General features: G+C 59.9%; 28 protein-coding genes and 1 riboswitch. Of the genes, 21 read left to right on the plus strand and 7 right to left on the minus strand.

The features are described 5' to 3' along the window. Positions 1-4: 4 nt before the first annotated feature. From pduH to pduA, 7 genes are read right to left on the minus strand one after another with little or no spacing between them, the layout of a single operon-like run. On the minus strand, positions 5-355 hold the full coding sequence (gene pduH, locus ABLV52_RS16795; protein WP_348890638.1) for a propanediol dehydratase reactivase beta subunit PduH: 351 nt from the start codon (positions 353-355) through the stop codon (positions 5-7). Then, positions 345-2,177: a propanediol dehydratase reactivase alpha subunit PduG gene (gene pduG, locus ABLV52_RS16800; protein WP_348890639.1), complete on the minus strand. Its 1,833-nt coding sequence runs from the start codon at positions 2,175-2,177 to the stop codon at positions 345-347. The genes pduH and pduG overlap by 11 nt, the downstream gene beginning before the upstream one ends. 15 nt (positions 2,178-2,192) lie before the next feature. Beyond that, positions 2,193-2,714, minus strand: a complete 522-nt coding sequence (gene pduE, locus ABLV52_RS16805) for a propanediol dehydratase small subunit PduE (RefSeq protein WP_016809888.1) — start codon at positions 2,712-2,714, stop codon at positions 2,193-2,195. Between the two features lie 14 nt (positions 2,715-2,728). Next, positions 2,729-3,403: a propanediol dehydratase medium subunit PduD gene (pduD, locus tag ABLV52_RS16810; protein WP_023290878.1), complete on the minus strand. Its 675-nt coding sequence runs from the start codon at positions 3,401-3,403 to the stop codon at positions 2,729-2,731. A gap of 10 nt (positions 3,404-3,413) precedes the next feature. Then, positions 3,414-5,078 (minus strand): propanediol dehydratase large subunit PduC, encoded by a 1,665-nt coding sequence (gene pduC, locus ABLV52_RS16815; protein WP_004105132.1) that lies wholly within the window; start codon positions 5,076-5,078, stop codon positions 3,414-3,416. A gap of 18 nt (positions 5,079-5,096) precedes the next feature. Then, positions 5,097-5,909 carry a propanediol utilization microcompartment protein PduB gene (gene pduB, locus ABLV52_RS16820; RefSeq protein WP_004105122.1) on the minus strand — a complete coding sequence of 271 codons (813 nt, stop codon included), beginning with the start codon at positions 5,907-5,909 and terminating at the stop codon, positions 5,097-5,099. Beyond that, entirely contained in the window at positions 5,906-6,190 is a 285-nt protein-coding gene (gene pduA, locus ABLV52_RS16825) for a propanediol utilization microcompartment protein PduA (protein WP_001183618.1), read from the minus strand. Before pduA ends, pduB begins: the two co-directional genes overlap by 4 nt. Positions 6,191-6,715: 525 nt before the next feature. On the opposite strand from pduA, the gene pduF reads away from it, so the two are divergent. From pduF to cobT, 21 genes are all read left to right on the plus strand, one after another. Next, entirely contained in the window at positions 6,716-7,516 is an 801-nt protein-coding gene (pduF, locus tag ABLV52_RS16830; protein WP_004105118.1) for a propanediol diffusion facilitator PduF, read from the plus strand. A 188-nt stretch (positions 7,517-7,704) separates the two neighbouring features. Then, positions 7,705-8,616: a regulatory protein PocR gene (gene pocR, locus ABLV52_RS16835; RefSeq protein WP_023290877.1), complete on the plus strand. Its 912-nt coding sequence runs from the start codon at positions 7,705-7,707 to the stop codon at positions 8,614-8,616. A gap of 301 nt (positions 8,617-8,917) precedes the next feature. Further along, positions 8,918-9,209: riboswitch (cobalamin riboswitch) on the plus strand. 87 nt (positions 9,210-9,296) lie between these two features. Next, positions 9,297-10,676, plus strand: coding sequence for a cobyrinate a,c-diamide synthase (locus ABLV52_RS16840; RefSeq protein ID WP_348890640.1), 1,380 nt, complete (start codon positions 9,297-9,299; stop codon positions 10,674-10,676). Continuing rightward, entirely contained in the window at positions 10,673-11,632 is a 960-nt protein-coding gene (gene cbiB, locus ABLV52_RS16845; protein WP_348890641.1) for an adenosylcobinamide-phosphate synthase CbiB, read from the plus strand. Before ABLV52_RS16840 ends, cbiB begins: the two co-directional genes overlap by 4 nt. Before the next feature lie 10 nt (positions 11,633-11,642). After that, a complete protein-coding gene (locus tag ABLV52_RS16850; RefSeq protein WP_004133657.1) occupies positions 11,643-12,275 on the plus strand; it encodes a cobalt-precorrin-8 methylmutase in 633 nt (210 codons plus the stop codon). Then, a complete protein-coding gene (cbiD, locus tag ABLV52_RS16855) occupies positions 12,272-13,411 on the plus strand; it encodes a cobalt-precorrin-5B (C(1))-methyltransferase CbiD (RefSeq protein ID WP_348890642.1) in 1,140 nt (379 codons plus the stop codon). Before ABLV52_RS16850 ends, cbiD begins: the two co-directional genes overlap by 4 nt. Further along, the gene (locus ABLV52_RS16860) at positions 13,405-14,010 is read left to right on the plus strand and encodes a cobalt-precorrin-7 (C(5))-methyltransferase (RefSeq protein ID WP_240247433.1); all 606 of its coding nucleotides are present in this window, start codon (positions 13,405-13,407) and stop codon (positions 14,008-14,010) included. The genes cbiD and ABLV52_RS16860 overlap by 7 nt, the downstream gene beginning before the upstream one ends. Continuing rightward, positions 14,000-14,569, plus strand: a complete 570-nt coding sequence (locus ABLV52_RS16865) for a decarboxylating cobalt-precorrin-6B (C(15))-methyltransferase (RefSeq protein WP_032453946.1) — start codon at positions 14,000-14,002, stop codon at positions 14,567-14,569. The genes ABLV52_RS16860 and ABLV52_RS16865 overlap by 11 nt, the downstream gene beginning before the upstream one ends. Next, a complete protein-coding gene (locus ABLV52_RS16870; RefSeq protein ID WP_348890643.1) occupies positions 14,562-15,335 on the plus strand; it encodes a cobalt-precorrin-4 methyltransferase in 774 nt (257 codons plus the stop codon). Before ABLV52_RS16865 ends, ABLV52_RS16870 begins: the two co-directional genes overlap by 8 nt. Beyond that, positions 15,316-16,371: a cobalt-precorrin 5A hydrolase gene (gene cbiG / locus ABLV52_RS16875; RefSeq protein ID WP_348890644.1), complete on the plus strand. Its 1,056-nt coding sequence runs from the start codon at positions 15,316-15,318 to the stop codon at positions 16,369-16,371. The genes ABLV52_RS16870 and cbiG overlap by 20 nt, the downstream gene beginning before the upstream one ends. Continuing rightward, positions 16,371-17,096, plus strand: a complete 726-nt coding sequence (locus ABLV52_RS16880; RefSeq protein WP_004105101.1) for a precorrin-3B C(17)-methyltransferase — start codon at positions 16,371-16,373, stop codon at positions 17,094-17,096. Before cbiG ends, ABLV52_RS16880 begins: the two co-directional genes overlap by 1 nt. Then, a complete protein-coding gene (locus tag ABLV52_RS16885; RefSeq protein WP_004105100.1) occupies positions 17,093-17,878 on the plus strand; it encodes a cobalt-precorrin-6A reductase in 786 nt (261 codons plus the stop codon). The genes ABLV52_RS16880 and ABLV52_RS16885 overlap by 4 nt, the downstream gene beginning before the upstream one ends. A gap of 10 nt (positions 17,879-17,888) precedes the next feature. Next, entirely contained in the window at positions 17,889-18,683 is a 795-nt protein-coding gene (locus ABLV52_RS16890; protein WP_004105099.1) for a sirohydrochlorin cobaltochelatase, read from the plus strand. After that, positions 18,680-19,393: a cobalt-factor II C(20)-methyltransferase gene (locus tag ABLV52_RS16895; protein WP_004105097.1), complete on the plus strand. Its 714-nt coding sequence runs from the start codon at positions 18,680-18,682 to the stop codon at positions 19,391-19,393. Before ABLV52_RS16890 ends, ABLV52_RS16895 begins: the two co-directional genes overlap by 4 nt. Beyond that, positions 19,390-20,127 carry a cobalt ECF transporter S component CbiM gene (cbiM, locus tag ABLV52_RS16900; protein WP_023290867.1) on the plus strand — a complete coding sequence of 246 codons (738 nt, stop codon included), beginning with the start codon at positions 19,390-19,392 and terminating at the stop codon, positions 20,125-20,127. Before ABLV52_RS16895 ends, cbiM begins: the two co-directional genes overlap by 4 nt. A gap of 1 nt (position 20,128) precedes the next feature. Then, a complete protein-coding gene (locus ABLV52_RS16905; protein WP_004105092.1) occupies positions 20,129-20,410 on the plus strand; it encodes an energy-coupling factor ABC transporter substrate-binding protein in 282 nt (93 codons plus the stop codon). After that, positions 20,397-21,074 (plus strand): energy-coupling factor ABC transporter transmembrane protein, encoded by a 678-nt coding sequence (locus ABLV52_RS16910; RefSeq protein ID WP_348890646.1) that lies wholly within the window; start codon positions 20,397-20,399, stop codon positions 21,072-21,074. The genes ABLV52_RS16905 and ABLV52_RS16910 overlap by 14 nt, the downstream gene beginning before the upstream one ends. 8 nt (positions 21,075-21,082) lie before the next feature. Further along, positions 21,083-21,898 (plus strand): energy-coupling factor ABC transporter ATP-binding protein, encoded by an 816-nt coding sequence (locus ABLV52_RS16915; protein WP_348890647.1) that lies wholly within the window; start codon positions 21,083-21,085, stop codon positions 21,896-21,898. Continuing rightward, positions 21,895-23,418, plus strand: coding sequence for a cobyric acid synthase (locus ABLV52_RS16920; RefSeq protein WP_348890648.1), 1,524 nt, complete (start codon positions 21,895-21,897; stop codon positions 23,416-23,418). Before ABLV52_RS16915 ends, ABLV52_RS16920 begins: the two co-directional genes overlap by 4 nt. Next, positions 23,412-23,957, plus strand: coding sequence for a bifunctional adenosylcobinamide kinase/adenosylcobinamide-phosphate guanylyltransferase (cobU, locus tag ABLV52_RS16925; RefSeq protein ID WP_044524577.1), 546 nt, complete (start codon positions 23,412-23,414; stop codon positions 23,955-23,957). Before ABLV52_RS16920 ends, cobU begins: the two co-directional genes overlap by 7 nt. Positions 23,958-24,031: 74 nt before the next feature. Further along, on the plus strand, positions 24,032-25,087 hold the full coding sequence (cobT, locus tag ABLV52_RS16930; RefSeq protein ID WP_348890649.1) for a nicotinate-nucleotide--dimethylbenzimidazole phosphoribosyltransferase: 1,056 nt from the start codon (positions 24,032-24,034) through the stop codon (positions 25,085-25,087). Positions 25,088-25,238: the final 151 nt, after the last annotated feature.

The raw sequence follows: 25,238 nt of genomic DNA on the forward strand, positions 1-25,238 counted from the left end.
TTGCTTAGCTATTCAGATCCCGGAACGGGATCCCTTTGACCAGCCGTGCCGCGTTATTACCGGTGTTACGTTGGGCCTGACTGTCCTGATGATGCATCAGCGTAAAAAGCGGCGCCGATGCGGGTAAATTCTTGTAGTGCACGACCAGCGTATGGCGGTCGCAGGCGATGCCCACCAGCAGCGGCGAGCTGCGCGCCGCCTGCCAGGCGCTGTCCACGACATCCCCGGCCGGGTGATGCTGGAGCAGGAAAGGAATGCCTTCCTCTTCGATACCCAGCAGCACGTCGCGCCACAGGCCGTCGCAGCCGTCGATGGCGGCGATCACAATAGCCGGGGCGCTGTAATTACTGTCCATGCGCGAACTCCTTATGCCAGGAGAGAATCAGGCCGGTGGCCACCGCGTTTCTGGGGCCCTCGCTGCCGCGAATATTTCCCCGCCCGGCAACCAGGCGGTAGTGCGCCAGCGCATCGGTGACCAGCTGCGGGACCTCGAAATCCAGCGACGAACCGCCGACCAGCACCACGAACGGAATATCGCGAATGTTGCCGGTGGGGCTGACCTGACGCAGTGCGCGCAGGGCGTTGGTGACAAAGACCCGCTCTTTGGCGCTGCGGCGAATGGCGCGCACTTTTTCCAGCGCTAAGTCGCCGGGTAGCGGCACCAGTTCGTCCGGTTTCACCACGCAGACGCGGGCGAATACGGCGGGGGGCAGCGGCGTGGAGAAGAACTGCACGCTGCCGTCCTCGTGGCGTAAATGGAACAGACTTTCCACCTTGGCCAGCGGATACTTCTTGATCTCTTCCGCCAGATAGCGGTCTTCCAGCCCCAGCTCGCGGGCAATAATCATCGTCACCATATCGCCAGCTCCGGCGAGGTGAGTGGCGATGATGTCGCCTTTGGGGTTGATGATGGAGGCATCGGTGGAGCCTGCGCCGAGGTCGAGGATCGCCAGCGGTCGGGTGGTACCCGGCGTGGTCAGCGCGCCCAGAATGGCGGCTTCGGCCTCGGCGCCGCCGATCTGCACGTCGATATTGAGCTTCTGCTCGATTTCGCGGGCAATCATCGCCATCTGCAAACGATCCGATTTCACCATTGAGGCGATGCCCACGGCCTGCTCCAGCGAGAACTCCCCGGCAAGACCGCCGGTGACGCTCACCGGCACCGAGGTATCGACGGCCACCAGGTCCTGAATGAATATTTCGCTGCTGGGCTTGTTGGTCAGCTCGGCCATGGTCTGGCGCACGTGTTCCAGCATGCCGCCGATATTGGTCCCCGACTCGCCGGTGACGTTATCGAGCTTGCCGCAGCCGTCGACCGCTTTCATGATGGCTTCGGCGCCAGCGGCAACGTCTACGCGTACGCTCCGGCCCTGGGCCAGCAGCTCAAGGTTACCGGCGGGTATCGCGCGCGCTTTGACGTCACCGGATGGCGTTTTGACCACCACGGCGGAACGGTTGCCAATCAGCGCGCGAGCCATCGGGACGATGTTTTTCGTCTCCTCGGCGTTGAGGTGGAATACGGTGGCGATGCCGTAGGGGTTAGAGAGCGTTTCGATGACCTTCCCCGGGACGGCGACCTCAATTGCCGCCAGCATTCCCAGCGGAATGCGGTCGATGTACAGCACTTCGTCAACAATCGGCAGCGGTTTTTCCAGCCGGTTGCTGACCAGCACGCCATCGTCACGTTGCAAAATGACGCCGGTAATCTGATATCCGGCGCGCAGGGAAGCGTTAATCATGCTGGCGATATCGGCAAAATCGAACGCCGACGATACCACCAGGATATAGGGCGCGTCCGCCGGGCGGGTTAACAGCTCCTGCGGCGTAATGGTGATGCCCACGCCAAGCCCCGCGCCGCCGGGCGTTTTCGGGTTATGGCCGATCATGGTCGATTCGGTGATGATGGTCTCGGTAATGGTTTCCATCGCCACATCGCCAATCACCGGCGTAGCTTCATTAATGCGGATGAGCGAAATATCGCTGACAGCGATCCCGGCGCCTCTGGCGACGAGGGCGAGCGCCTCCTGAATACCGAACACGTTACGCAACGTGCCTTTGATCCCGGTGGTTTCCGCCAGCGCGCTGTGGGTGATTGTCAGCGTGCCAGCCTCATTCAGAGTCGCCAGGGCGACTTCCGTCGATGAGTTGCCGATATCAATGCCAGCTATATATCGCATCACATACCCCTGTAATTAATCGTCGCCTTTGAGTTTTTTACGCTCGACGTACAGCGTTGCCGCTTCGCGAACGAAAGCGGCGCAAATCTTCGCCTGATAGCGGCTTTCGAGATCGTCGGCGATCGCCAGCAGCTCCTCTTTCGTCGAGCGATAGGGGCGGAGGGCGTTGTAGATTTCAAGAATGCGATCGTCCGGTACCGCGGTCAGTTCGGCGGCGCGTTCGAAGTTCATCGCCAGCCGGTCGCGGCCCGCGTCCCTGGCGATAGAAGCCTGTAAGCGCAGCGTTTCCGGGGTAATACGCATATCCTGGGCGGTAACTTTGTTGCTCAGCACGTTTTCCAGCGTAAAGTCGTCCAGCGTTTTATTGGTGGCGGTTTTCACCCATTCCGGGTGTTTGTTCGCCAGCGGGTAGTCGCTGACCTTTGCGCTACGGGACGCGCCGTCTGCCGCCGGAGCCGCCGTCGGCGCCTCGCCCTGCAGGCTGTTCATGCGGCTTAATACGTCGCGCACCATCGATTCAATTGCGTCGGTATTCATGGAGTTATCCTTTATCAAAGCGCCACGCGCAGTTCCTGCGGGTTTTTGCCCGTTACCACGTACTTGGTCTCTTTAATGTGCAAAATGGCCGATTTCGCCTGGTATTTTGGCCGCGCCATCTGGTCGTTCAGCGTCGGGACCGGCTGCGGCGATTCGCGTTTCGCATAGCGGGCGGCGTTTTTACCAATCTGGCGATAGGTTTCCAGGGTCAGCAGCGGCGCCTGGGGGAACAGCTCCAGGTTAGAGAGCGGCGGCAGCCCCTGCTGGTGAATCACCGTGGTGCCTTTTGACTGGATGCCGATAGAGATGCCGGAACCGCTCAGGCGATTGCCTTCAACGGCGACGAAGGCCACGTCGGAGGATTTAAAGCAGCGAATCACGCGCGCCTTAATGCCTTCTTCTTCAATACCGGCAATGACTTCGCGCAAAATGCTCTTATGCGGTATGCCGACGATATTGACGGTCTGCGCCAGGCCGAAAGCCGGGCCGACGGCGATAATCACTTCGTCCTGCTGGGTTCCCTGACGCGCTTCGCCCACTTCCGTCAGGAAGCCGTCGCCAGCGGGCGGCGTGGCCTGGGGCGCCGCGGAGGCCGCTGGCGCAGTAAACGAGACGGGTTTATCGCTGCCCTTCATCTCGCTGAGCACGTCTTCAATTATCTGGCGCAGCAATTTTTCATTAATTTCCATTTCTCACCCCTTAATCAATCTCGTTGGGATCAAGAGCGCCAGGGATGTTTTTAATCTCTTCCCAGCGTTCGCCCTGCAGGCGATAGCCCGTTGCCGGACCGGCATAGTCGTTAACGTCGTTGACGGCTGACAGCACCTGCCCATCGCCGACGATAATTGCGGAGGTATGCAGATAGTCTCCGGTCAGCTTGGCTTTCTGGATGTTGAGCATGTCCTGGGCAACGTCGGTGAACCCGCCCTGCGCCAGCGCTTTCACTACTTCCAGGCCGTTGCGGTTTTTATTGATGATTTCCTGGGCGAACTTGATGTCTTCGACGATGTTGCGTTCCGGCATATCTTTCGAACCGTGGGCGTAGGTCGCGGCTTCAACTTCTTCATCGGTAATCGGCGGCAGCCCCATTCCGGCAAAAACGGCCTGCAGCGCGCGGGCAGCCTTATTCCGGATGGCGATAACATCTTCTTCGCGAACCGGACGCAGACCACCGTCCACCTTCAGGTCGCGCTGGATGACGTTGTAGTCGTCAAAGTCTTCGGCATCTTCGTTGGAACCGGCGAACATGTTGTCGTAGTTCGGCACCGCGGAATAACCGGAAGAGATAAAGTCGGTCCCCGGCAGAAACTGCATCAGCAGGCGCGCGGTACGACGCATATCGGAGTGGGTGAAGGTCTGGTCGTTACTGGAGGCGCACTCCAGATCCAGCGACGAACAGATCAGGTTTTCCGCCAGCACCGCGCGAATGCCGGAAGGTACCGCAGACGGCACGCCGATGCAGCTAACGGAACCGTTTTGCAGGCCCTGTACGCCCGCGGCTTTGGTGATGTAGATGCAGCGCGCTTCCAGGTAAAGCATGGATTTGCCTTCGGCGTAGCCCATCTGCACTTCGGAGCCGGAGCCGGAGGTGAAGCGCATTTTCAGACCGCGAGAGGCGTAGGAGGAGGCTAAGAAACCCTTCGACCACGGCGTGTCGTCGCCGTCGGTAAAGACCGGTTCGGTACCGTAGACGGAGATGGTTTCGGCGTAGCAGGTGTGGCCCAGCATGCCGAGCTTCAGCTCGGTGGCTTCTTCCAGCGAGCACTGAGTCAGTACGCCCGGACGGCCTACCTGCGAGCCGACCAGCAGCGCGATGGCGTTGAACGGCGCGTAGCGCGCTACCGCAACGGTGGTTTCCTGTTCGTCAAATCCACGCCATGCGCCTTCGGCGGCGTCGGCGGCAATCTGTACCGGATTATCTTTGACGTTGGTGACGTGCGCCTGCTGGGATGGGGTGCGGCGGGCGCGCATTTTCTGCATCGCCATCATCATCTCAACGACGTTCATATGCGAAACCACTTCGACAATTTTTGCCGGCGTCATCGCGGTGGTCAGCGGGACGATTTCGCTGCGTTTAACGTTAGGATCGCACAGCATGTTGGCCAGCTTAACCGAATCCATCGCCATCACTTCTTCGGCGCGATTCAGGTTAATGCCGTAGCGGGCGATAAAGTGGTCGATCAGGTCAAAATCGCTCACCGGTTTCCCGTCCAGCTCGGTCACCGCGCCGTTAACGATTTTTATCGACGGTTTCGGATCGTTCGGGCTTTCCATCGCGATAAAGCCTTCTTCGATCCACTCCTTAACGAAGCCGTCCTGATTCACAGGGCGTTTCGCCAGTGCTTCAAATCTTTTCGATCTCATGAATCAGCCTCGTGGGTATCAGATGTAGGACGGGCGATCGTTTTTCGGTTCAGAACCGAGGGTCGCAAGGACGGTTTTACCGATTTCGCGCGCGGAGGTGACTGCCTGGCGGACCGCACCGGAGTCGCCGGAAATCACCAGGATGGCTTCGTTACTGAAGCTGGTGCCGTGCGCCGGAGAGCTATACGCCACGACTTCTACGTTGGCTGACTTCAGGGCGGTATCGGCCATCAGCACGCCAACGGAGGCCGGTGCGCCGACGATAATGCCGCAGGCGCGGCCAATCGGCGCACCGAAGGCTTTTTCCAGGGCGTAGCTGGCGCGGGCGGTGTACTGCAGCTCGATATGTCCGGCTTCATTGCCGTAAACATCGCCGAAGGTGCGGTCGAGCTCTTTCAGCGCCACTTCAATCCCGCGCTTAACGTCGGAAACGTCGTTGCCGCCTAAAATAATCAGCGAACCGTGGCCTGCGCCGCCTTTGGTATCGCGCGGAAGCTCAATGCTGACCACTTCGGTGTTGGTGGCTTTCACCGCTTCGTCCGCCGCCATAATGTGCGGGCCTGCGCCGGTGCGGGCGCCGAGAATGCCGATGGAGCGATAGCGCTTTTCAAGCTTCATCGCGTCCAGCAGGGCGGTATCGACGTTGGCGATAACCAGGCCCAGGGTGTCGCCAATAGCGGTCCCGACAAATTCCGTTAAACTGCAGCTTTTTTCTGCCATAGCCGTCTCTCGTATTGGATGGTTTTCAGTAGGGATGGCCTGCTGTTCCGGCGTTGCCACGCGGGCAATCACCTGAGCCATGATCTGTTCAACCAGCTCATTGCTGCTCATTGGCTAATTCCCTTCGGTAAGATTTTTTCTACATCGGTGTGAGGGCGTGGGATGACGTGTACGGCTTTCACTTCACCCACGTTACGTGCGGCGGCGGCGCCCGCATCGGTGGCCGCTTTTACCGCGCCAACATCGCCGCGCACGATGACGGTTACCAGCCCGGAGCCAATCTTTTCATAGCCCACTAACATCACATTGGCTGACTTAACCATTGCATCAGCGGCCTCTATGGCTGCGGTTAAGCCTTTGGTTTCTACCATTCCTAGTGCTTCTTGTTGCATAAAGACCTCGCATGGAGTGTTCCGATAGTGGGGACTATAAGAAGATGCGAGGAAAAAGAATGGCTGACTTCAATGTGATGGTGAAAAAATAGTGGGTATTGGATAAGATAAAATTGTCGTTTATTTATTTAAGTATTTGATTTTATTTGTTGTTTTTATTTGCGCTGATGTGATTATCTTGTTTTGTATATTCCATATTTACAAATTTGTTCATGACGATTTTAATTTTATCTGCTATGCGCGAGAAACTGATTTGTGATGTTTGTTGGAAAACGATGAACTGGTTTTAGCAATATTTTTGCATGCCATGGCGGTGGCATAATGGCGAAATCCGCGCGTGAGCAATGCAATTCTGCGTTATTTAATGACAATAATTTGTTATTGATACCCGAATTTTCCGGAGGCTGCCGTCAGCAGGTTGCCAACAATTTGCGGACGGGAGTTCATATAGTGGTGCGCGTTGTACTCTACTGCCAGCAGGATGTTGGCTGGTCAGGACACGAACTCTGCTAAGAAGGTGTCACCATGAATGATTCGTTAAAAGCGCAATGTACCGCCGAGTTTCTGGGCACCGGGCTGTTTTTGTTTTTCGGCATCGGCTGCCTGAGCGCGTTAAAGGTGGCGGGCGCCAGCCTCGGACTGTGGGAGATATGCATTATCTGGGGTCTGGGGATCTCGCTTGCCGTCTATCTGACGTCGGGAATATCCGGCGGGCATCTCAACCCGGCGGTGACCGTCGCGTTATGGCTGTTTGCCTGCTTTCCCGGCCGAAAAGTTTTCCCCTATATCGTTTCACAGGTTGCCGGCGCCTTTGGCGGCGCGGTGCTGGCCTATGTGCTGTACAGCACGATGTTCACCGAGTTTGAATCCGCCCACCATATCGCTCGCGGCAGCGTAGAGAGCCTGCAGCTGGCGAGTATTTTCAGCACCTACCCGGCGGCATCGCTGAGCATCTGGCATGCGGCGCTGGTTGAAGTGGTGATCACCTCCATGCTGATGGGGATGATTATGGCGCTGACCGACGACGGCAACGGCGTACCGAAAGGGCCGCTGGCCCCGCTGCTGATCGGCCTGCTGGTGGCGGTCATTGGCGCTTCAACCGGGCCGCTGACCGGCTTTGCGATGAATCCGGCGCGTGATTTTGGGCCGAAGCTGTTTACGTGGATGGCGGGTTGGGGCGATATCGCGATGACCGGCGGAAGGGATATTCCGTACTTTATTGTGCCGATTATTGCGCCACTGATCGGCGCCTGTCTCGGCGCGGCCATCTATCGTTATCTGATTGGTAATAATCTACCGTGTAATACCTGTAAATTAGAGGATTAAGGTCACGGCTGAAATAGCCAAAAATTTTCATGAACCGGTATCACGAACTCGCCAAAAACGTCTCCCACGGATGGGAGACTTTTGCTATCGTATTATTCTTTTATCGTTGGCGGCAATGGATGATGAAAGGAAGTAAATATTAAAGAAATGTTTTATTTATAACAAAAAATTAACTGAGAGGTTTTATCATGATTTCTGCGAGCACACTGAACTCAGAACTCATTAATAAAATCGCACAGGATTTTGCGCAGGCCACCAGTCTGGCGGTGGTGGTCGTCAATATTCATGGTGATGAAATATCTGAACTGTTTAACTTCACCCCTTTTTGCCAGCTGATGCGCCAGCATCCCCAGCACAGCACCCGCTGTCGAATGAGCGACCGCTGCGGCGGGCTTGAGGCGTCTAAAACCGATCAGCTCTGTATCTACCGCTGCCACGCCGGGTTAACCGATTTCTCCATTCCTCTGGTCATTGCCGGGCACCTTGTGGGCTTTGTGCTTTGCGGCCAGGTGCGCTTAAGCAACGATGTTGAACTGGTCGATATCCTCAACGTCGATGACCGCTGGCAGGCCGACCCTGAGCTGCTTAAAGCGTTTCGCGACGTGCCGGAAATGGACTACGCCAGAGTGATTGCTTCTGCTGATTTACTGAAGCTCATCGTCGAAAACTGCCTGAAAAAACAGCTCAACTTTGTGGTGATTAAAGATAATCCCCAGCAGCCGGAACCTGCGCGCGCCAGCCGGGTCGCCAGCCCTCATGACAGCAAAATGAAGAAGGCGCTGCGCTACATTGACGCCCATTTATCCGACGAGCTTCGCCTGGAAGACGTCGCCGCTCACGTCTATCTCAGCCCCTATTACTTCAGTAAGTTGTTCAAAAAATATCAGGGTATTGGCTTTAATGCCTGGGTGAACCATCAGCGGATGGTGAGCGCCAAAGAGCTGCTTTGCCACAGCGACTGGAGCATCGCCAGCATTGCGCGGAATTTAGGATTTTCGCAAACCAGTTATTTTTGCAAAGTTTTTCGCCAGGCCTATCAGGTGACTCCGCAGGCCTATCGCCAGCAAATTAACGCCAGATCACAAACTGAGTCAGTTTAAATGACAATAATTTGTTATCGCCAGTTTTTGTTATACCCGCGTATCCTGCTCATTCTAAAATGAAAATATCTCATTCACAGCAATAAATTGTCATAGCGCAACAAAATAATAATGAGAGAACGATAAACTGCACCAGTTTTTATTTATTTGATGGGATAGAGTGATATCCGAAATGGCTTTCAGCGCGCCATCGGCGTAATGAAATAGCTTTGGTATTTAAAAATTAAACACGACGGAAGCCATCCTGCTTCCGTAAGATGTTCCGGGAATCATTCAAGTGGGTTTCATCCCGCTCGAATCATGACGGACTAAACCGACAGGCGCCAGGGAAGGGGGTGTGAATCCCCCGCAGCCCCCGCTGCTGTGATGCTGACGAACCCATATATACGCTAAATAATTCGCGTTGTAGGAAGGCGGCAAGCGAGTGAATCCCCAGGAGCTTACACAGGTAAGTGACTGGGGTGAACAAGTAAAGCCAACGCACATACAACGTGAAGTATGACGGGTATGACCACTGATCTGCTTAGCGGATTGGGAAGGATGGGAGAGGATGACGCTAAGCCAGAAGACCTGCCTGTCGGTAATAATCAACAACTTCGGTGGGAAGTGGGTTGCTCAGATGCGTACAGTCGAAAGACTGGGAATGCACGCAGCCCTACCACCCGGCACAGGATCGGGGTATGGCAGCCAGGCAGCACGCATTTATTCTCGCAGGAACCGGCAGCGGTTGTGGTAAAACTACGGTCACGCTTGGCCTGCTCAGCCTGTTGAAGCAGCGCGGCATGCGGGTTCAGCCCTGCAAAGTCGGCCCGGACTACCTCGACACCGGCTGGCACACCGCCGTCAGCGGCGTCGCTTCCCGCAACCTCGACAGCTTTATGCTCCCGGAGCCGGTGCTTAACGCGCTATTTTGCGAACAGATGCAGCGGGCGGATATCGCGGTCATTGAGGGCGTGATGGGGCTGTATGACGGCTTCGGTACCGACCCGGGCTACTGCAGCACCGCCGCGATGGCTAAACAGCTCGGCTGTCCGGTCATTTTGCTGGTAGATGGCAAAGCGGTTTCCACCTCCATCGCCGCCACGGTGATGGGATTTCAACACTTCGACCCCAGCCTGAATATCGCCGGCGTTATCGTCAATCGCGTCAACAGCGAATCCCATTATCAGCTTCTCAAAGGCGCCATTGAACGCTACTGCGAGCTGCCGGTGCTCGGCTACGTACCGCGAGTGGAAGGGGTGGCGCTACCCGAACGCCATCTGGGACTGGTTACCGCCCGCGAGTCGCTGGTTAACCAGCAGCCGTGGCGCGATTTTGCCCACACGCTGGCGCAAACCCTGGATATTGAACAGCTTCTTACCCTCAGCCAGCTCTCCATCCTACCCGCCGGGGAGTGGCCGGCGCTGCCGTCTCCTGATGCTGGCGCGGGCCTGACGCTGGCGCTGGCCGACGACGAGGCCTTCAACTTTTACTACCCGGATAACCTCTCGCTGCTTGAACGCTGCGGAGTGAATATCGTGCGCTTCAGCCCGCTGCACGATAGCGAGCTGCCACCGTGCCAGATGATTTGGCTCGGCGGCGGCTATCCGGAAATTCATGCTGCCGCGCTGGCGGCCAATACACCGATGCTGGCGCAGCTGCGGGAGGCGCACCGGCGCGGGGTGGCGATTTACGCCGAATGCGGCGGTCTGATGTATCTCGGCAGCTCCCTGCAAGACGCCAGCGGCGACATCTATCCGATGGCCAACCTGATCCCCGGCCACAGCAAGATGGGCAAACGGCTTACCCGCTTTGGCTACTGCGAGGCGCGGGCGATGCGGCAAACGCTGCTGGCGGCGCCCGGCGAAACCCTGCGCGGGCATGAATTTCACTACTCGGATTTTACTCCCGAGTCCCCGGCGGTTCTGGCCTGCCGCAAGGTCCGCGACGGTATGACCCTTCAGCAGTGGTCCGGCGGCTGGCAGGTGGGCAACACGTTCGCCAGCTATCTGCACCTGCACTTTGCGCAGCGCCCCACCATGCTTAACCACTGGCTGGCTGCGGCAAGGAGCGCGCTATGACGCTGCTGGCATGGGGCGTTGCCTGGCTCCTCGATTTTATCATCGGCGACCCGCAGAGCTGGCCGCATCCGGTGCGCTGGATTGGCAGCCTGATCGCCGCCGTTCAGCGCGGCGTGCGCCGCTATTGCCGTAGCGATGTCGCCCTGCGCGTCGGCGGCGGGGTGATGTGGATAGTTGTGGTCGGACTAACGTGGAGCGTCTGCTGGGGCGTGCTGACGCTGGCGCAGAGGATTCATCCGTGGCTTGGCTGGCTGGTTGAGGTCTGGATGATTTTCACCGTGCTGGCCGGACGCTGCCTGGCGCAGTCGGCGCGGGACGTCGAGCGCCCGCTGCGCGCGGGGGATCTGGCGGAAAGCCGCGTCAAACTCTCATGGATTGTCGGGCGCGACACGACGCAGCTTGCGCCGCAGCAGATTAATCGCGCGGTGGTGGAAACCGTCGCGGAAAACACCGTTGACGGGATTATCGCGCCGCTCTTCTTCCTGCTGCTCGGCGGCGCGCCGCTGGCGATGGCCTATAAAGCGGTCAACACCCTGGATTCGATGGTCGGCTATAAGCACGAAAAATACCGCGCCATCGGCATGGTCAGCGCCCGCCTTGATGATGTCGCCAACTTTATCCCCGCTCGCCTGAGCTGGCTGCTTATCAGCCTCGCCGCTCTCCTCTGTGGTGAAGCGAGTGGCCGTGCGCTGCGCATCGGCTGGCGCGATCGCTACAACCACAGCAGCCCAAACTGCGGATGGTCGGAGGCCGTCGTCGCCGGGGCGCTCGGCATCCGGCTTGGCGGCCCTAACGATTACTTTGGTCAGCGCGTGGAGAAGCCGTGGATTGGCGAGGCGACGCGCGACGTTTCCGTAGACGATATTTCCCGAACGATTCGACTGATGTGGGTGTCTTCGACCCTGGCGCTGGCGCTGTTTATGGCGATCCGGTTCTGGCTGGTCGGCGCAGCCTGAGGACAAATGAATGCACTATATCCAGCAACCGCAGGCGATTGAGGCGAAAAGCTTCGACATTATTGGCGACATTATTGCGCAGACCCGCCCGGACTACCGCTTTGCCAGCCCGCTACACGAAGCCATTATCAAGCGGGTGATCCACACCACCGCTGATTTTGACTGGCTGGATATTCTGTGGTTTTCGCCCGACGTGCTTCCTCGCTTAAGCGCCGCCCTGAGCCAGCCCTGCACGCTTTATACCGATACCACCATGGCCCTGTCCGGGATCAATAAAACTCTGTTGGCGAAATTCGGCGGCGAGTGCCGCTGCTATATCAGCGATCCGCGCGTGGTGGCGGAGGCCAAAGCGCAGGGGATGACCCGCTCGATGGCGGCGGTCGATATTGCGGTTGCCGAAGAGGGCGAGAAGGTGTTTGTTTTCGGCAATGCGCCCACCGCGCTGTTTCGTCTGCTGGAGCATGATGTCGCGGTCAACGGCGTGATTGGCGTGCCGGTCGGCTTCGTCGGCGCGGCGGAGTCGAAAGAGGCCCTGACGCAGAGCGGCCTGCCGGGCATTGCCGCGCTGGGTCGTAAAGGCGGCAGCAACGTCGCCGCCGCTATCGTCAACGCCATTTTGTACCACTTACAGGGGGCGAGATGAGCGAGCAATCCTTCAACGCCCCGGTGTGGCACAACGGCAAGGCGCTGCGCAAAGGCTATACCACCGGATCCTGCGCGACGGCGGCAGCAAAGGTCGCGGCGCTGATGGTGATGCGTCAGCATCTGATTCATCAGGTCTCCATTGTCACCCCTTCCGGCGTCACCCTGTGCCTTAACGTCGAGTCGCCGCACGTTGAAGGGCAGCAGGCGATCGCCGCCATCCGTAAAGACGGCGGCGATGACGTTGACGCCACCCACGGGATGCTGATTTTCGCTCGCGTGACGCTCGACGACTCCGGCGAGATAACCCTGCGCGGCGGCGAAGGTATCGGCACAGTCACCCGCAAAGGGATCGGCCTGCCCATCGGCAGCCCGGCGATTAACCGCACCCCGCGCCACACCATTGAGTCGGCGGTGCGCGAAGCGATAGGCCCATCGCGCGGGGCGACGGTAGAGATTTTCGCCCCGGAGGGCGAGGCGCGGGCGCAGAAAACCTATAACTCGCGGCTCGGGATCCTGGGTGGTATCTCGATTATCGGCACCACCGGTATCGTGACGCCGATGTCAGAGGAGAGCTGGAAGCGTTCGCTGTCGCTGGAGCTGGAAATTAAGCGCGCGGCGGGGCTGGAGCGGGTGGTGCTGGTGCCGGGCAACCACGGTGAACGCTTCGTACGCGAGCAGATGGGCATCGACTCGCAGGTGGTGGTCACCATGAGCAACTTCGTCGGCTACATGATTGAAGAGGCCGTCCGCCTCGGGTTCCGTCAGATTGTGCTGATTGGCCATCCCGGCAAGCTGATTAAAGTCGCCGCCGGGATCTTCCACACCCACAGCCATATCGCCGATGCGCGGATGGAAACGCTGGTCGCGCATCTGGCCCTGCTGGGGGCGCCGCTGGCGCTGCTGCAGCTGGTGAGCGAATGCGATACCACCGAAGCGGCGATGGAGCACATCGACGCGTACGGTTTTCAGCCTATCTATAACCATCTTGCTGAACGCATCTGCCTGCGGGTGATGCAGATGCTGCGTTTTACCAAAACGCCGCCCGTCTGCGACGCCATCATGTTCTCCTTTGATAACAAGGTCCTCGGCAGTAATCGCCCGATCGCCGAGATTGCGCGGGAGATGTCATGTTAACGGTTGTCGGCATGGGCCCGTCAGGCCTGCATTTGATGACGCCGGCGGCGCGGGACGCAGTCGCCAGCGCGGACGCGCTGGTGGGAGGCAAGCGGCATTTGCAGCAGTTCCCTGAGTTTGACGGCGAACGGTTTGCGCTGGGCGCCAATATCGCCGAACTGCTGGAATGGCTCGGCGAGCGTGACGTGCAGAAGGTGGTGGTGCTGGCCTCCGGCGACCCGCTGTTTTACGGCATCGGTACGCGGCTGATCGCCCACTTTGGCATCGAGCGCGTGCGCATTATCCCCGGCATCAGCGCGGTGCAGTATCTCTGCGCGAAGGCCGGTATCGATATGAACGATATCTGGCTGACCAGCAGCCACGGGCGAGACGTCTGTTTTGATGAGCTGGCGCGCCAGCGCAAGGTGGCGATGGTGACCGACGGGCGCTGCGGGCCGCGGGAAATCGCCGCCCAGCTGGCGGCGCGGGGTAAAGGGTATCGCTGGATGGTGATTGGCGAAAATCTGGCGATGGATAACGAGCGGATCCACTGGCTACCGGTCAGTGAGGTCGACGGCGAATATGAGATGAACGCGGTGGTGATCCTCGATGAAAGATGAGCTTTTTCTGCGCGGCGAGAAGGTGCCGATGACCAAAGAGGCGGTTCGCGCGCTGGCGCTGGCCAAACTTGAACTGCACCGGGCAAGCCACCTGATTGATATCGGCGCCGGTACCGGCAGCGTGTCGATTGAGGCGGCGCTGCAGTATCCCTCTTTGCAGGTAACCGCCATCGAACGCAACCCCGCGGCTCTCCGGCTGCTGGACGAAAACCGCCAGCATTTCACCTGCGGCAACATTGAGATCCTGCCCGGCGAAGCGCCGATGGTGATGACCGAGCGGGCCGACGCCATTTTTATGGGCGGCAGCGGCGGCCGCCTCGACGAACTGATTGACTGGTCGTGGCAGCAGCTCTACCCCGGCGGTCGCCTGGTGATGACCTTTATCCTGCAGGAGAACCTGAACGCCGCTCTCGACTATCTGCGGCTGAAGGGAATCGAACAGGTTGATTGCCTGCAGCTGAACGTTTCATCGCTGACCTCTCTGGGCAGCGGCCACTATTTCAAACCGAATAATCCCGTTTTTGTTATCGCCTGTCAGAAGGAAGAAAACCATGGCTGAGACATTTGACCCCCGTTGTGTGTGGTTCGTTGGCGCAGGGCCGGGCGACCGTGAGCTGATTACCCTCAAGGGCTACCGCTTGCTGCAGCAGGCCCAGGTGGTGATCTACGCCGGGTCGCTGATAAACACCGCGCTGCTGGAGTACTGCCCGCCTGGGGCGGAGTGTCACGACAGCGCCGAACTGCATCTGGAGCAAATTCTCGACCTGATGGAAGCCGGCGTTAAAGCCGGGAAAACGGTGGTGCGTTTACAGACCGGGGACGTGTCGCTGTACGGCTCGGTCCGCGAGCAGGGCGAAGAGCTCACCAAACGCGGTATCGACTGGCAGGTGGTGCCGGGCGTCAGCGCGTTTCTGGGCGCGGCGGCGGAGCTGGGCGTCGAGTACACCGTGCCGGAAGTCTCCCAGAGCCTGATCATCACCCGCCTTGAAGGGCGCACGCCGGTGCCGGCGCGCGAGCAGCTTGAATCATTTGCCAGCCACCAGACTTCAATGGCGATTTACCTTTCCGTGCAGCGCATTCACCGGGTAGCGGAGCGCCTGATGGAAGGCGGCTATCCGGCAATCACGCCGGTGGCGGTGATCTATAAAGCGACCTGGCCGGAAAGCCAGACCGTACGCGGTACGCTGGCGGATATCGGCGACAAGGTACGCGAGGCGGGGATCCGCAAAACGGCGCTCATTCTGGTCGGGAATTTCCTGGGCTCTGAGTATCACTACTCAAAACTCTACGCGGCGGACTTTAGCCATGAATACCGTAAAGCCTGAATCAATCGCGCTTTTCTGCCTGACGCCAGGGGGCGTTCGGCTGGCGAAACGGCTGGCGGCGATGCTGCCGTTAACCTGCTTTACCAGCGAGAAGCTGCTGGAAGAGGGTTTTCTCCCCTTTGAAAACGGTTTTGCCAGCGCCGCGCGCGAGGCCTTCAGCAGCTATTCGGCGCTGATTTTCATCGGCGCCACCGGGATCGCGGTACGCGTGCTGGCCTCGCTGGTCAATGATAAGTTCAGCGACCCGGCGGTGGTGGTGATTGACGAGCGCGGCCAGCACGTCATTAGCCTGCTTTCCGGCCATGCGGGGGGCGCGAATGCCCTCAGCCGCTATCTGGCCGGGATGCTCGGCGCCGACCCGGTGATCACCACCGCCACCGACGTCAACGAGTTGGCGGCCCTGGATACGCTGGCATTCCAGCTTAATGCCCGGATGAGCGACTTCCGCGCGGCGGTGAAAACCGTCAACCAGATGCTGGTCAGCCATCAGCGCGTCGGTCTGTGGTGGGACGACGAACTGGATGAAGACGTCCGCCACTGCGACCGGCGGGGGTTTATCACCGTGACCGATCTGCACCAGCTTCCCGAGCTGGATGCGCTGGTCTGCGTCACGCTGCGCAACGAACTGCCGCCGATCGCCGTGCCGCACTGGAAGCTGGTGCCGCAGCGGGTGGTCGCCGGCATTGGCTGCCGCCGCGATACGCCATTCCCGCTATTAGCGGCGCTGCTGGCGCGCCAGCTTGAGGCGCAGCGCCTGGATCCGCTGGCGCTGAAAGCTATCGGCAGCGTCACGCTGAAGCAGCACGAGCAGGGGCTGATTCAGCTGGCTTCCTGCTGTCGCGTACCGTTCGAAACCTTTCCCGCTGATGCCCTGCGCGAGCATGAGCATCACTTTCCCGCTTCATCGTTCGTCAGAAAAACCGTCGGCGTGGGGAGCGTATCCGGTCCGGCGGCCTGGCTGCTGAGCCATGGGCAACTGTTAGGCGAAACCCTGCGCGAACAGGGCGTCACTATTACTTTGGGAGTTTCACACTGATGTTAAGCGTAATCGGAATCGGCCCTGGCTCGCAGTCCATGATGACCATGGAGGCCATTGAAGCGCTGCAGGCGGCGGAAATCGTCGTTGGCTATAAGACCTACACGCACCTGGTGAAAGCCTTTACCGGCGATAAGCAGGTGATCAAAACCGGAATGTGCAAAGAGATTGAGCGCTGCCAGGCGGCGATTGAGCTGGCGCAGGCCGGACATAACGTGGCGCTGATCAGCAGCGGCGATGCCGGTATTTACGGCATGGCCGGACTGGTGCTTGAACTGGTCAGCAAGCAGAAGCTGGATGTGGAAGTCCGCCTGATCCCGGGGATGACCGCCAGCATTGCCGCCGCCTCGCTGCTGGGCGCGCCGCTGATGCACGACTTCTGCCATATCAGCCTCAGCGACCTGCTGACCCCGTGGCCGGTGATTGAAAAACGCATTGTCGCCGCCGGGGAAGCCGACTTCGTCATCTGTTTTTACAATCCGCGCAGCCGCGGCCGCGAGGGCCATCTGGCGCGCGCCTTTGAGCTGCTGTCGGCCAGTAAAAGCGCGCAGACCCCGGTGGGAGTCGTGAAATCCGCCGGACGTAAAAAACAGGAGAAATGGCTGACTACCCTGGGGGAGATGGATTTTGCACCGGTCGATATGACCAGCCTGGTGATCGTCGGCAACAAAGCGACGTATATCCAGGATGGCCTGATGATCACCCCGCGAGGCTACGTGCTGTGAGCCACGGCGAGGTGCTGGTGATGGGCGGAACCAGCGACGCGAGGGCGCTGTGTCAGCAGCTTGACGCGGCGCAGGTCCCCTACACCCTGTCGGTGGCGACGCCCACCGGTCAGCAGCTGGCGGGGGATATTCGCGGCCAGGTGCGCTGCGGGCGCCTCGAGCTGGAGGAGATGATCGCCTGGCTGAAGGCTAACCGGACCCGCTGGGTGATCGATGCTTCGCACCCCTACGCCGAAGCGGTAAGCCGCAATATCGTCCGGGCCTGTGAAACCGCCGGCGTGCTGCTGAGCCGCTATCAGCGCCCGGAGCAGCTGAGCGGCCTGACGCATCCGCTGCTCTATACCGTGGAGAGCATTGAACAAGCCTGCGAGGTGGCGCGGCGTTTCGGCCAGCGCGTGCTGCTCACCACGGGAAGTAAAGATCTGGCGCGCTGGCGGGCGGGATTAGGTGACAAAACGCTGCTGGCCCGGGTGTTGCCGGTCGCCGATGTCATCGCGCAATGCGCCGCGCTGGGGTTTGGCGTAGGCGAGATTTTCGCCCTGTGCGGGCCGTTCAGCGCCGCGTTCAACGCCGCTTTTTACCGCCAGTGCCGGGCCGACGTGGTGATCACCAAAGCCTCCGGCGCCGAAGGCGGCTATCAGGAAAAAGTACAACCCTGTCTGGATGCCGGTATCCCCTGCATCGTGATTACGCGCCCGGCGCCGCTGGTGACGGGTGAAGAGTTACTGGAAAGTCAGGCTGCCTTTGCCCGGCGCTTATCGCGCTGGCTGGCCGCTGCTTAAGGAGTCAGAAATGAAAAAAGCGCTTCTGGTGGTCAGTTTTGGCACCAGCTATCCCGACACCTGTGAAAAGAACATCGTCGCCTGCGAGCGCGAGCTGGCGGCCAGCTGTCCGGACCGCGACACGTTTCGCGCCTTCACCTCCGGGATGATTATCCGCAAGCTCAAACAGCGCGACGGTATCGAGATTGATACGCCGCTGCAGGCATTGCAGAAGCTGGCCGAGCAGGGCTACCAGGATGTGGCGATTCAGTCGCTGCACATTATCAACGGCGATGAGTATGAAAAGATCGTCCGCGAAGTGCAAAGCCTGCGCCCGCTGTTCCTCCGCCTGACGCTGGGGGCGCCGCTGCTGAGCAGCCATAACGATTATGTCCAGCTGATGCAGGCGCTGCGCCAGCAGATGCCGCCGCTTGCCGCCGATGAAACGGTGGTCTTTATGGGCCACGGCGCCAGCCATCACGCTTTCGCCGCCTACGCCTGTCTGGATCATATGATGACGGCGAAGGGATTTCCGGCGCGGGTCGGCGCGGTCGAGAGCTATCCGGAAGTCGATATTCTTATCGATAGCCTGCGCCAGCAGGGGGTGAAGGGCGTGCACCTGATGCCGCTGATGCTGGTGGCCGGCGATCACGCCATTAACGATATGGCCTCGGACGAAGAGGACTCCTGGAAAACGCTGTTCAACGCCGCCGGTATCACGGCGACGCCGTGGCTGAACGGGCTGGGAGAGAATCCGGCGGTGCGCGCAATGTTCGTCGCTCACCTGCAGCAGGCGCTGAGCCTGGCAATGGAGGAGGCGGCATGAGCGGTAAACTATATGCCTTAAGTACCGGCCCTGGCGCCGCCGACCTGATCACCGTGCGCGCGGCGCGGGTGCTGGGCACGCTGGACATTCTCTACGCGCCCGCCGGACGTAAAGGCGGCGACAGCCTCGCGCTCTCCATCGTGCGCGAGTATATCGGCGAACGGACCGAAGTACGCTGCTGCCATTTCCCGATGAGCGCCGACAGCGCGGAAAAAGAGGCGGTGTGGGATGAGGTTGCCGCCGCGCTGGTTCAGGAAGTGGAAGCGGGCAAGCAGGTCGGCTTTATTACCCTCGGCGACGCCATGCTGTTCAGCACCTGGGTGTTCTTACTCCAGCGTATCGGCTGCCCGGAGTGGCTGGAGATTGTTCCCGGCGTCACCTCTTTTGCCGCCATTGCCGCGCGTTCAAAAACGCCGCTGGCCATGGAGCAGCAATCGCTGGCGGTGATCTCCTGCACCGCGCCGGAAACGGAAATCGAGCAGGCGCTGCGCCAGCATGAAAGCCTGGTGCTGATGAAAGTGTACGGGCGGTTTCCCCGCATCAAAGCGCTGCTGGCGAAAAACGGTCTGCTGGATGCCGCGCTGATGATGTCTGAAGCCACGCTGCCGGGCGAGCAGTGCTGGCGCCATCTCAATGACGTCAGCGACGACCAGCCGCTGCCCTATTTCTCGACCATTCTGGTCAATAAACAGTGGGAGTATGCAGAATGAAACTTGAACAACAGCTAAAACAGCTGTCTTTCAGCGGGTTAGCTGCGGCGCTATTGCTGATAGTGGTTCCCGAAAAGGCTTTCGCGATGCACATCATGGAGGGTTTTTTACCGCCGATGTGGGCCCTGGCATGGTGGCTGCTGTTTTTACCCTGCCTGTGGTACGGGCTGGTGCGCCTGCGCCGCATTGTGCAGGAAGATAACAATCAGAAGGTGCTGCTGGCGCTGTGCGGGGCGTTTATTTTTGTCCTCTCGGCGCTGAAAATTCCTTCCGTAACCGGCAGCTGTTCCCACCCGACCGGCGTCGGCCTGGCGGTGATTCTCTTCGGGCCTGGCGTGGTGGCGATCCTTGGCGCCATCGTGCTGCTGTTCCAGGCGCTGCTGCTGGCGCACGGCGGGCTGACGACGCTCGGCGCGAACGGGATGTCGATGGCGGTCATCGGGCCGGTGGTCGGCTATATGGTGTGGAAAATGGCCTGCCGCGCGGGCATTCGCCGCGACGTCGGGGTGTTTCTCTGCGCGATGCTGGCGGATCTGGTGACCTACTTTGTCACCTCCGTACAGCTCGGCGTGGCCTTCCCGGATCCCGCCGCCGGCGCGAGCGGATCGATCGTCAAGTTTATGGGGATCTTCTGCCTGACGCAGATCCCGATCGCCATTGCTGAAGGGCTGTTAACCGTCATGATCTACGACCAGTTGACCAAACGTCAGCTGATTACCGCACAGGGGCATTAACATGAAAAAGACGCTGATATTGTTCGCCATGGTGGTGGCGCTGGTGATCCTGCCGTTCTTTGTCGATCATGGCGGCGAATTCGGCGGCTCGGACGGCGAGGCGGAGAGCCAGATTCAGGTGGTCGCGCCGCATTATGAGCCATGGTTCCAGCCGCTGTACGAACCGGCGAGCGGAGAAATTGAGAGCCTGCTGTTTACGCTCCAGGGCTCTCTCGGCGCGGCGGTCATTTTCTATATTCTGGGCTACAGCAAAGGCAGACAGCGCCGTGATGACCGGGTTTGACCGACTCAGCTATCAGAGCCGCTGGTTTCACGTCGCGCCGGAGCGCAAGTTCCTGTTCTGGCTGCTGCTGATGGTGCTGGCTTTTACCCTGCCTCCGCTGGGGCAGGGTATCGAAATGGCGCTGATTGCCGCCTTAACCTGCTGGCTGCTGCGGGTCTCGCCGTGGCGCTGGTGCCGTTGGATGGCGCTGCCGTTTGGCTTCCTGCTGATCGGTGTGCTGACCATTCTGTTTAGCATCAGCCGCAATCCGCAGGATCTGCTGGTGAGCCTGCCGCTGGGCAGCGTCTGGCTGGGCATCACATCGGAGGGGCTGACGACCGCCAATCAGACCTTCTGGCGCAGCCTGGCGGCGCTGGCGTCCACCTTCTGGCTGGTGCTGAATCTGCCGTTCCCGCAGCTTATTGTGCTGCTCAAGCGTGGGCGGGTGCCGCGGCTGCTGACCGAGCAAATCCTGCTAACCTGGCGTTTTATTTTTATTCTGTTAGACGAAGCGCTGGCGATTCACCGTGCGCAAACATTACGTTTTGGCTACCGTAGCGTGCCGAAGGGCTATCGTTCGCTGGCGATGCTGGTAGGACTGCTGTTTACCCGGGTGATGATCCGCTACCAGCAGATGAGCACCACGCTGGATATCAAACTGTATCAGGGTGATTTTCACCTTTAAGGATAAGTATGCTTGCCACGACCGATCTCTGGTTTCGCTATCAGGACGAGCCGGTGCTGAAGGGGCTGACGCTGGATTTTTCCCATCACGCCGTGACCGGACTGGTAGGGGCGAACGGCTGCGGAAAATCCACGCTGTTTATGAACCTGAGCGGTCTGCTGCGCCCGCAGAGCGGGGCGGTGCTATGGCAGGGAAAACCGCTGGACTACAGCAAGCGCGGCCTGCTGGCGCTGCGTCAGCAGGTGGCGACCGTTTTCCAGGACCCGGACCAGCAGATTTTCTATACCGATATCGACAGCGATATCGCCTTTAGCCTGCGGAACCTGGGGGTTGCGGAAGAGGAAATTGCCCGCCGGGTGGACGATGCCCTGACTCTCGTCGATGCCCAGGGGTTTCGTCACCAGCCGATTCAGTGCCTGAGCCACGGGCAGAAAAAGCGCGTGGCGATAGCCGGCGCGCTGGTGCTGCAGGCGCGCTATTTACTGCTCGACGAGCCGACGGCGGGTCTCGATCCTTCGGGACGCGCGCAGATGATCGACATCATTAAGCGTATTGCCGATCGGGGCAACCACGTGGCGATCTCCAGCCACGATATCGATCTGATCTATGAAATCAGCGATGCGGTTTACGTGTTACGCCGCGGCGAAGTGCTGGTGCACGGCGAACCCGGGGAGGTGTTTGCCCGCAGCGAACTGATGGCCCGGGCCGGGCTCACCCAGCCGTGGCTGGTGAAATTGCACGCGCAGCTCGGGCTGCCGCTGTGTAAAACCGAAGAAGAATTTTTTACGCGGATGCGAAGCAACGCGATGAAGGAGGCGTCATGACGCTGGCAATTATGTTACAGGGCACCGCTTCTGACGTCGGCAAAAGCGTGCTGGTCGCGGGGCTGTGCCGCATCTTTTATCAGGACGGGCAGCGCACCGCGCCGTTTAAATCGCAGAATATGGCGCTCAATTCCGGTATTACGCCGGATGGCAAAGAGATGGGCCGCGCGCAGATTTTCCAGGCCGAAGCGGCGGGCATTACCCCGGATGTGCGCATGAACCCGGTGCTGCTTAAGCCAACCAGCGACCGCAAAGCGCAGGTGGTGCTGATGGGCAAGGTGGCGACCGATATGGACGCGGTGAGCTATCACGAATATAAACCGCGCCTGCGCGAACAGATCCTCGCGGTTTATAACAGCCTGGCCGCCGAACATGATGTGCTGGTGCTGGAAGGGGCGGGCAGTCCGGCGGAGATCAATCTGCGCGATCGCGATATCGTCAATATGGGCATGGCCGAGATGGCCCAGTGCCCGGTGATCCTCGTGGCGGATATCGATCGCGGCGGCGTATTCGCCTCTATCTACGGCACGCTCGCGCTGCTGCACGATCGCGAGCGCGCGCGGGTCAAGGGCGTGATTATCAATAAATTTCGCGGCGACGTGGCGCTGCTGTATTCCGGGATCGAGCAGATAGAAGCGCTCACCGGCGTCCCGGTGCTCGGCGTCATGCCGTTGCTGGACGTCGATCTTGAAGATGAAGACGGCGTCGCGCTGCAAAAAGGGAAATACCTGCGCACCGACAGGCGAGATATTGAGATTGCCGTGGTCCAGGTGCCGCATATCTCTAATTTTACCGATTTCAACGCGCTGGCGGCGCAGCCGGACGTCCGCGTCCGCTATGTTCGCCAGCCGCAGGAGCTGGCGGGGGTGGATATGATTATCCTGCCGGGCAGTAAAAATACGCTCGGCGACCTGGGCTGGCTTCGCGAGAGCGGCATGGCGCATGCGGTACTGCAGGCCCGGCGTCAGGGCGTACCGGTGCTGGGGATCTGCGGCGGCTATCAGATGCTCGGCGAAACCATTATCGATGAGGTGGAGTCGGGGCTTGGCACCCAGCCGGGGCTGGGGTTGCTCAATACCGTCACCCACTTTGCGCACAGCAAAACGACGACCCAGGTCACGGCGACTCTGGCTCCGGCGCTGCCGGCGTGGCTGGCGGCAACGGCGGGGCTGGCGGTAAGCGGCTACGAAATTCATATGGGCGAAACCGAGCTGCGCGACGGCTGTCGTTCGCTGATGCAATTACATAAAGGCGGCCTGAGCGTGGCGGACGGCGCGGTCAGCGATGACGGCCTGGCGTTTGGCACCTATCTGCACGGCCTGTTCGATAGCGATGCCTTTACCCGCGCGCTGGTTAACGGCCTGCGCCAGCGTAAAGGGTTGGCGGCGCTGGATAGCGATTTCGAGTATGCACAGTATAAATCGCGCCAGTTCGATCTGCTGGCGGACGCGATGCGTCAGCATATCGATATCGAAAAAATCTACGCCATCATGCGTCAACATCAGGAGCCCGTATGCTGACTTTAGTGACCGGCGGGGCGCGCAGCGGTAAAAGCCGCCATGCCGAAGCGCTGATCGCCCATGCGCCGCAGGTACTGTATATCGCCACCTCGCAGGTCTTTGATGACGAGATGGCGGCGAGGATCCAGCACCACCGCGACGGCAGGCCCGCGCACTGGCGCACCGCCGAGCGCTGGCAGCAGCTTGATGAGCTGATCACCCCGGATATCGCCCCGGAGGAGGCGATTTTGCTGGAATGCATCACCACCCTGGTGACCAACCTGCTGTTTGCGCTGGGGGGCGACAGCTCGCCGGACGGCTGGGATTATGCGGCGATGGAGCGGGCGATCGACGCCGAAATCGCGGTACTGATTGCCGCCTGCCAGCGCTGCCCGGCCCGCGTGGTGCTGGTGACCAACGAGGTAGGGATGGGGATTGTGCCGGAAAACCGTCTTGCCCGTCATTTCCGTGATATCGCCGGGCGCGTCAACCAGCGCCTGGCGGCGGCGGCGGACGAGGTGTGGCTGGTGGTGTCGGGCATTGGCGTAAAAATCAAATAGGCCAGGCGCGCCGTAACGGGCGTTATTCTTCCTGCTGGCTCTGCCATGAGCCAGCCAACAAGACGAGAACCTCTATGCAAAGCTTAACCTCTCTACTGGGCGCGATCCCGGCGCCTGATGAAAACGCGATGGCGCGCGCCCGGCTTCATATTGATGGTCTGCTGAAACCGCCCGGCAGCCTTGGACGCCTTGAAGATCTTGCCGTGCAGCTGGCGGGCATGCCCGGTCTTGACGGCGTGCCGCAGGTGAAAAAAAAGGCGCTGCTGGTGATGTGCGCCGACCACGGCGTGTGGGACGAAGGGGTCGCTATTTCGCCAAAAGCGGTGACCGCAATTCAGGCGGCGAATATGACGCTGGGCAAAACCGGCGTTTGCGTACTGGCGGCGCAGGCGGGCGCGAAGATGCACGTGATTGATGTTGGAATCGATGCCGAGCTGATACCGGGCGTCATCAACATGCGCGTGGCGCGCGGCTGCGGCAATATCGCCGTTGGTCCGGCAATGCGCCGCAGCCAGGCGGAAGAGCTGCTGCTGGAGGTGATGCGCTATACCCGGGGGCTGGCGGAGGATGGCGTCACGCTGTTTGGCGTCGGGGAGCTCGGAATGGCCAATACCACCCCGGCGGCGGCGATTGTCAGCGTCCTGACCGGCAGCGATGCCCAGGAGGTGGTAGGCATTGGCGCTAATCTGCCGTTGGCGAAGATTGGCAATAAAGTTGAGGTGGTACGACGAGCCATCGCCGTTAACCGCCCTGATCCGCATGATGGTCTGGACGTGCTGGCGAAAGTGGGCGGTTTTGATTTATTGGGGATGACGGGGGTAATGCTGGGCGCGGCCTCCTGCGGTCTGCCGGTGGTGCTCGATGGCTTCCTCTCCTACGCCGCGGCGCTGGCGGCGTGCCGAATGGCGCCGCAGGTGAAACCCTATCTTATCCCGTCGCACTATTCGGCGGAGAAGGGGGCGCGTATCGCGCTGGCGCACCTGGAGCTGGAGCCGTATCTCAACATGGGGATGCGTCTGGGCGAAGGCAGCGGCGCGGCGCTGGCGATGCCGATCGTGGAAGCGGCCTGCGCGATGTATCACGAAATGGGGATGCTGGCGGCGAGCAATATTGTGTTGCCGAAGGGCTGAGAAGGTAAGGGAGCGGCGCTGCGCCGTTCCCGGAATTCTGTAGCGGATTCGCGGAGCGCAGAAACAAAAAAACACCCTTGAGGGTGTTTGTAATGTTGGTTGCGGGGGCCGGATTTGAACCGACGACCTTCGGGTTATGAGCCCGACGAGC

It is taken from the genome of Klebsiella sp. GB_Kp056 (assembly GCF_040064755.1).
Lineage (GTDB): Bacteria > Pseudomonadota > Gammaproteobacteria > Enterobacterales > Enterobacteriaceae > Klebsiella > Klebsiella quasipneumoniae.

Coding starts and splice junctions, on each gene's coding strand:
- pduH (WP_348890638.1), bottom strand. CDS start 355: ATGGACAGTAATTACAGCGCCCCGGCTATTGTGATCGCCGCCATCGAC.
- pduG (WP_348890639.1), bottom strand. CDS start 2,177: ATGCGATATATAGCTGGCATTGATATCGGCAACTCATCGACGGAAGTC.
- pduE (WP_016809888.1), bottom strand. CDS start 2,714: ATGAATACCGACGCAATTGAATCGATGGTGCGCGACGTATTAAGCCGC.
- pduD (WP_023290878.1), bottom strand. CDS start 3,403: ATGGAAATTAATGAAAAATTGCTGCGCCAGATAATTGAAGACGTGCTC.
- pduC (WP_004105132.1), bottom strand. CDS start 5,078: ATGAGATCGAAAAGATTTGAAGCACTGGCGAAACGCCCTGTGAATCAG.
- pduB (WP_004105122.1), bottom strand. CDS start 5,909: ATGAGCAGCAATGAGCTGGTTGAACAGATCATGGCTCAGGTGATTGCC.
- pduA (WP_001183618.1), bottom strand. CDS start 6,190: ATGCAACAAGAAGCACTAGGAATGGTAGAAACCAAAGGCTTAACCGCA.
- pduF (WP_004105118.1), top strand. CDS start 6,716: ATGAATGATTCGTTAAAAGCGCAATGTACCGCCGAGTTTCTGGGCACC.
- pocR (WP_023290877.1), top strand. CDS start 7,705: ATGATTTCTGCGAGCACACTGAACTCAGAACTCATTAATAAAATCGCA.
- ABLV52_RS16840 (WP_348890640.1), top strand. CDS start 9,297: ATGGCAGCCAGGCAGCACGCATTTATTCTCGCAGGAACCGGCAGCGGT.
- cbiB (WP_348890641.1), top strand. CDS start 10,673: ATGACGCTGCTGGCATGGGGCGTTGCCTGGCTCCTCGATTTTATCATC.
- ABLV52_RS16850 (WP_004133657.1), top strand. CDS start 11,643: ATGCACTATATCCAGCAACCGCAGGCGATTGAGGCGAAAAGCTTCGAC.
- cbiD (WP_348890642.1), top strand. CDS start 12,272: ATGAGCGAGCAATCCTTCAACGCCCCGGTGTGGCACAACGGCAAGGCG.
- ABLV52_RS16860 (WP_240247433.1), top strand. CDS start 13,405: ATGTTAACGGTTGTCGGCATGGGCCCGTCAGGCCTGCATTTGATGACG.
- ABLV52_RS16865 (WP_032453946.1), top strand. CDS start 14,000: ATGAAAGATGAGCTTTTTCTGCGCGGCGAGAAGGTGCCGATGACCAAA.
- ABLV52_RS16870 (WP_348890643.1), top strand. CDS start 14,562: ATGGCTGAGACATTTGACCCCCGTTGTGTGTGGTTCGTTGGCGCAGGG.
- cbiG (WP_348890644.1), top strand. CDS start 15,316: ATGAATACCGTAAAGCCTGAATCAATCGCGCTTTTCTGCCTGACGCCA.
- ABLV52_RS16880 (WP_004105101.1), top strand. CDS start 16,371: ATGTTAAGCGTAATCGGAATCGGCCCTGGCTCGCAGTCCATGATGACC.
- ABLV52_RS16890 (WP_004105099.1), top strand. CDS start 17,889: ATGAAAAAAGCGCTTCTGGTGGTCAGTTTTGGCACCAGCTATCCCGAC.
- ABLV52_RS16895 (WP_004105097.1), top strand. CDS start 18,680: ATGAGCGGTAAACTATATGCCTTAAGTACCGGCCCTGGCGCCGCCGAC.
- cbiM (WP_023290867.1), top strand. CDS start 19,390: ATGAAACTTGAACAACAGCTAAAACAGCTGTCTTTCAGCGGGTTAGCT.
- ABLV52_RS16905 (WP_004105092.1), top strand. CDS start 20,129: ATGAAAAAGACGCTGATATTGTTCGCCATGGTGGTGGCGCTGGTGATC.
- ABLV52_RS16910 (WP_348890646.1), top strand. CDS start 20,397: ATGACCGGGTTTGACCGACTCAGCTATCAGAGCCGCTGGTTTCACGTC.
- ABLV52_RS16915 (WP_348890647.1), top strand. CDS start 21,083: ATGCTTGCCACGACCGATCTCTGGTTTCGCTATCAGGACGAGCCGGTG.
- ABLV52_RS16920 (WP_348890648.1), top strand. CDS start 21,895: ATGACGCTGGCAATTATGTTACAGGGCACCGCTTCTGACGTCGGCAAA.
- cobU (WP_044524577.1), top strand. CDS start 23,412: ATGCTGACTTTAGTGACCGGCGGGGCGCGCAGCGGTAAAAGCCGCCAT.
- cobT (WP_348890649.1), top strand. CDS start 24,032: ATGCAAAGCTTAACCTCTCTACTGGGCGCGATCCCGGCGCCTGATGAA.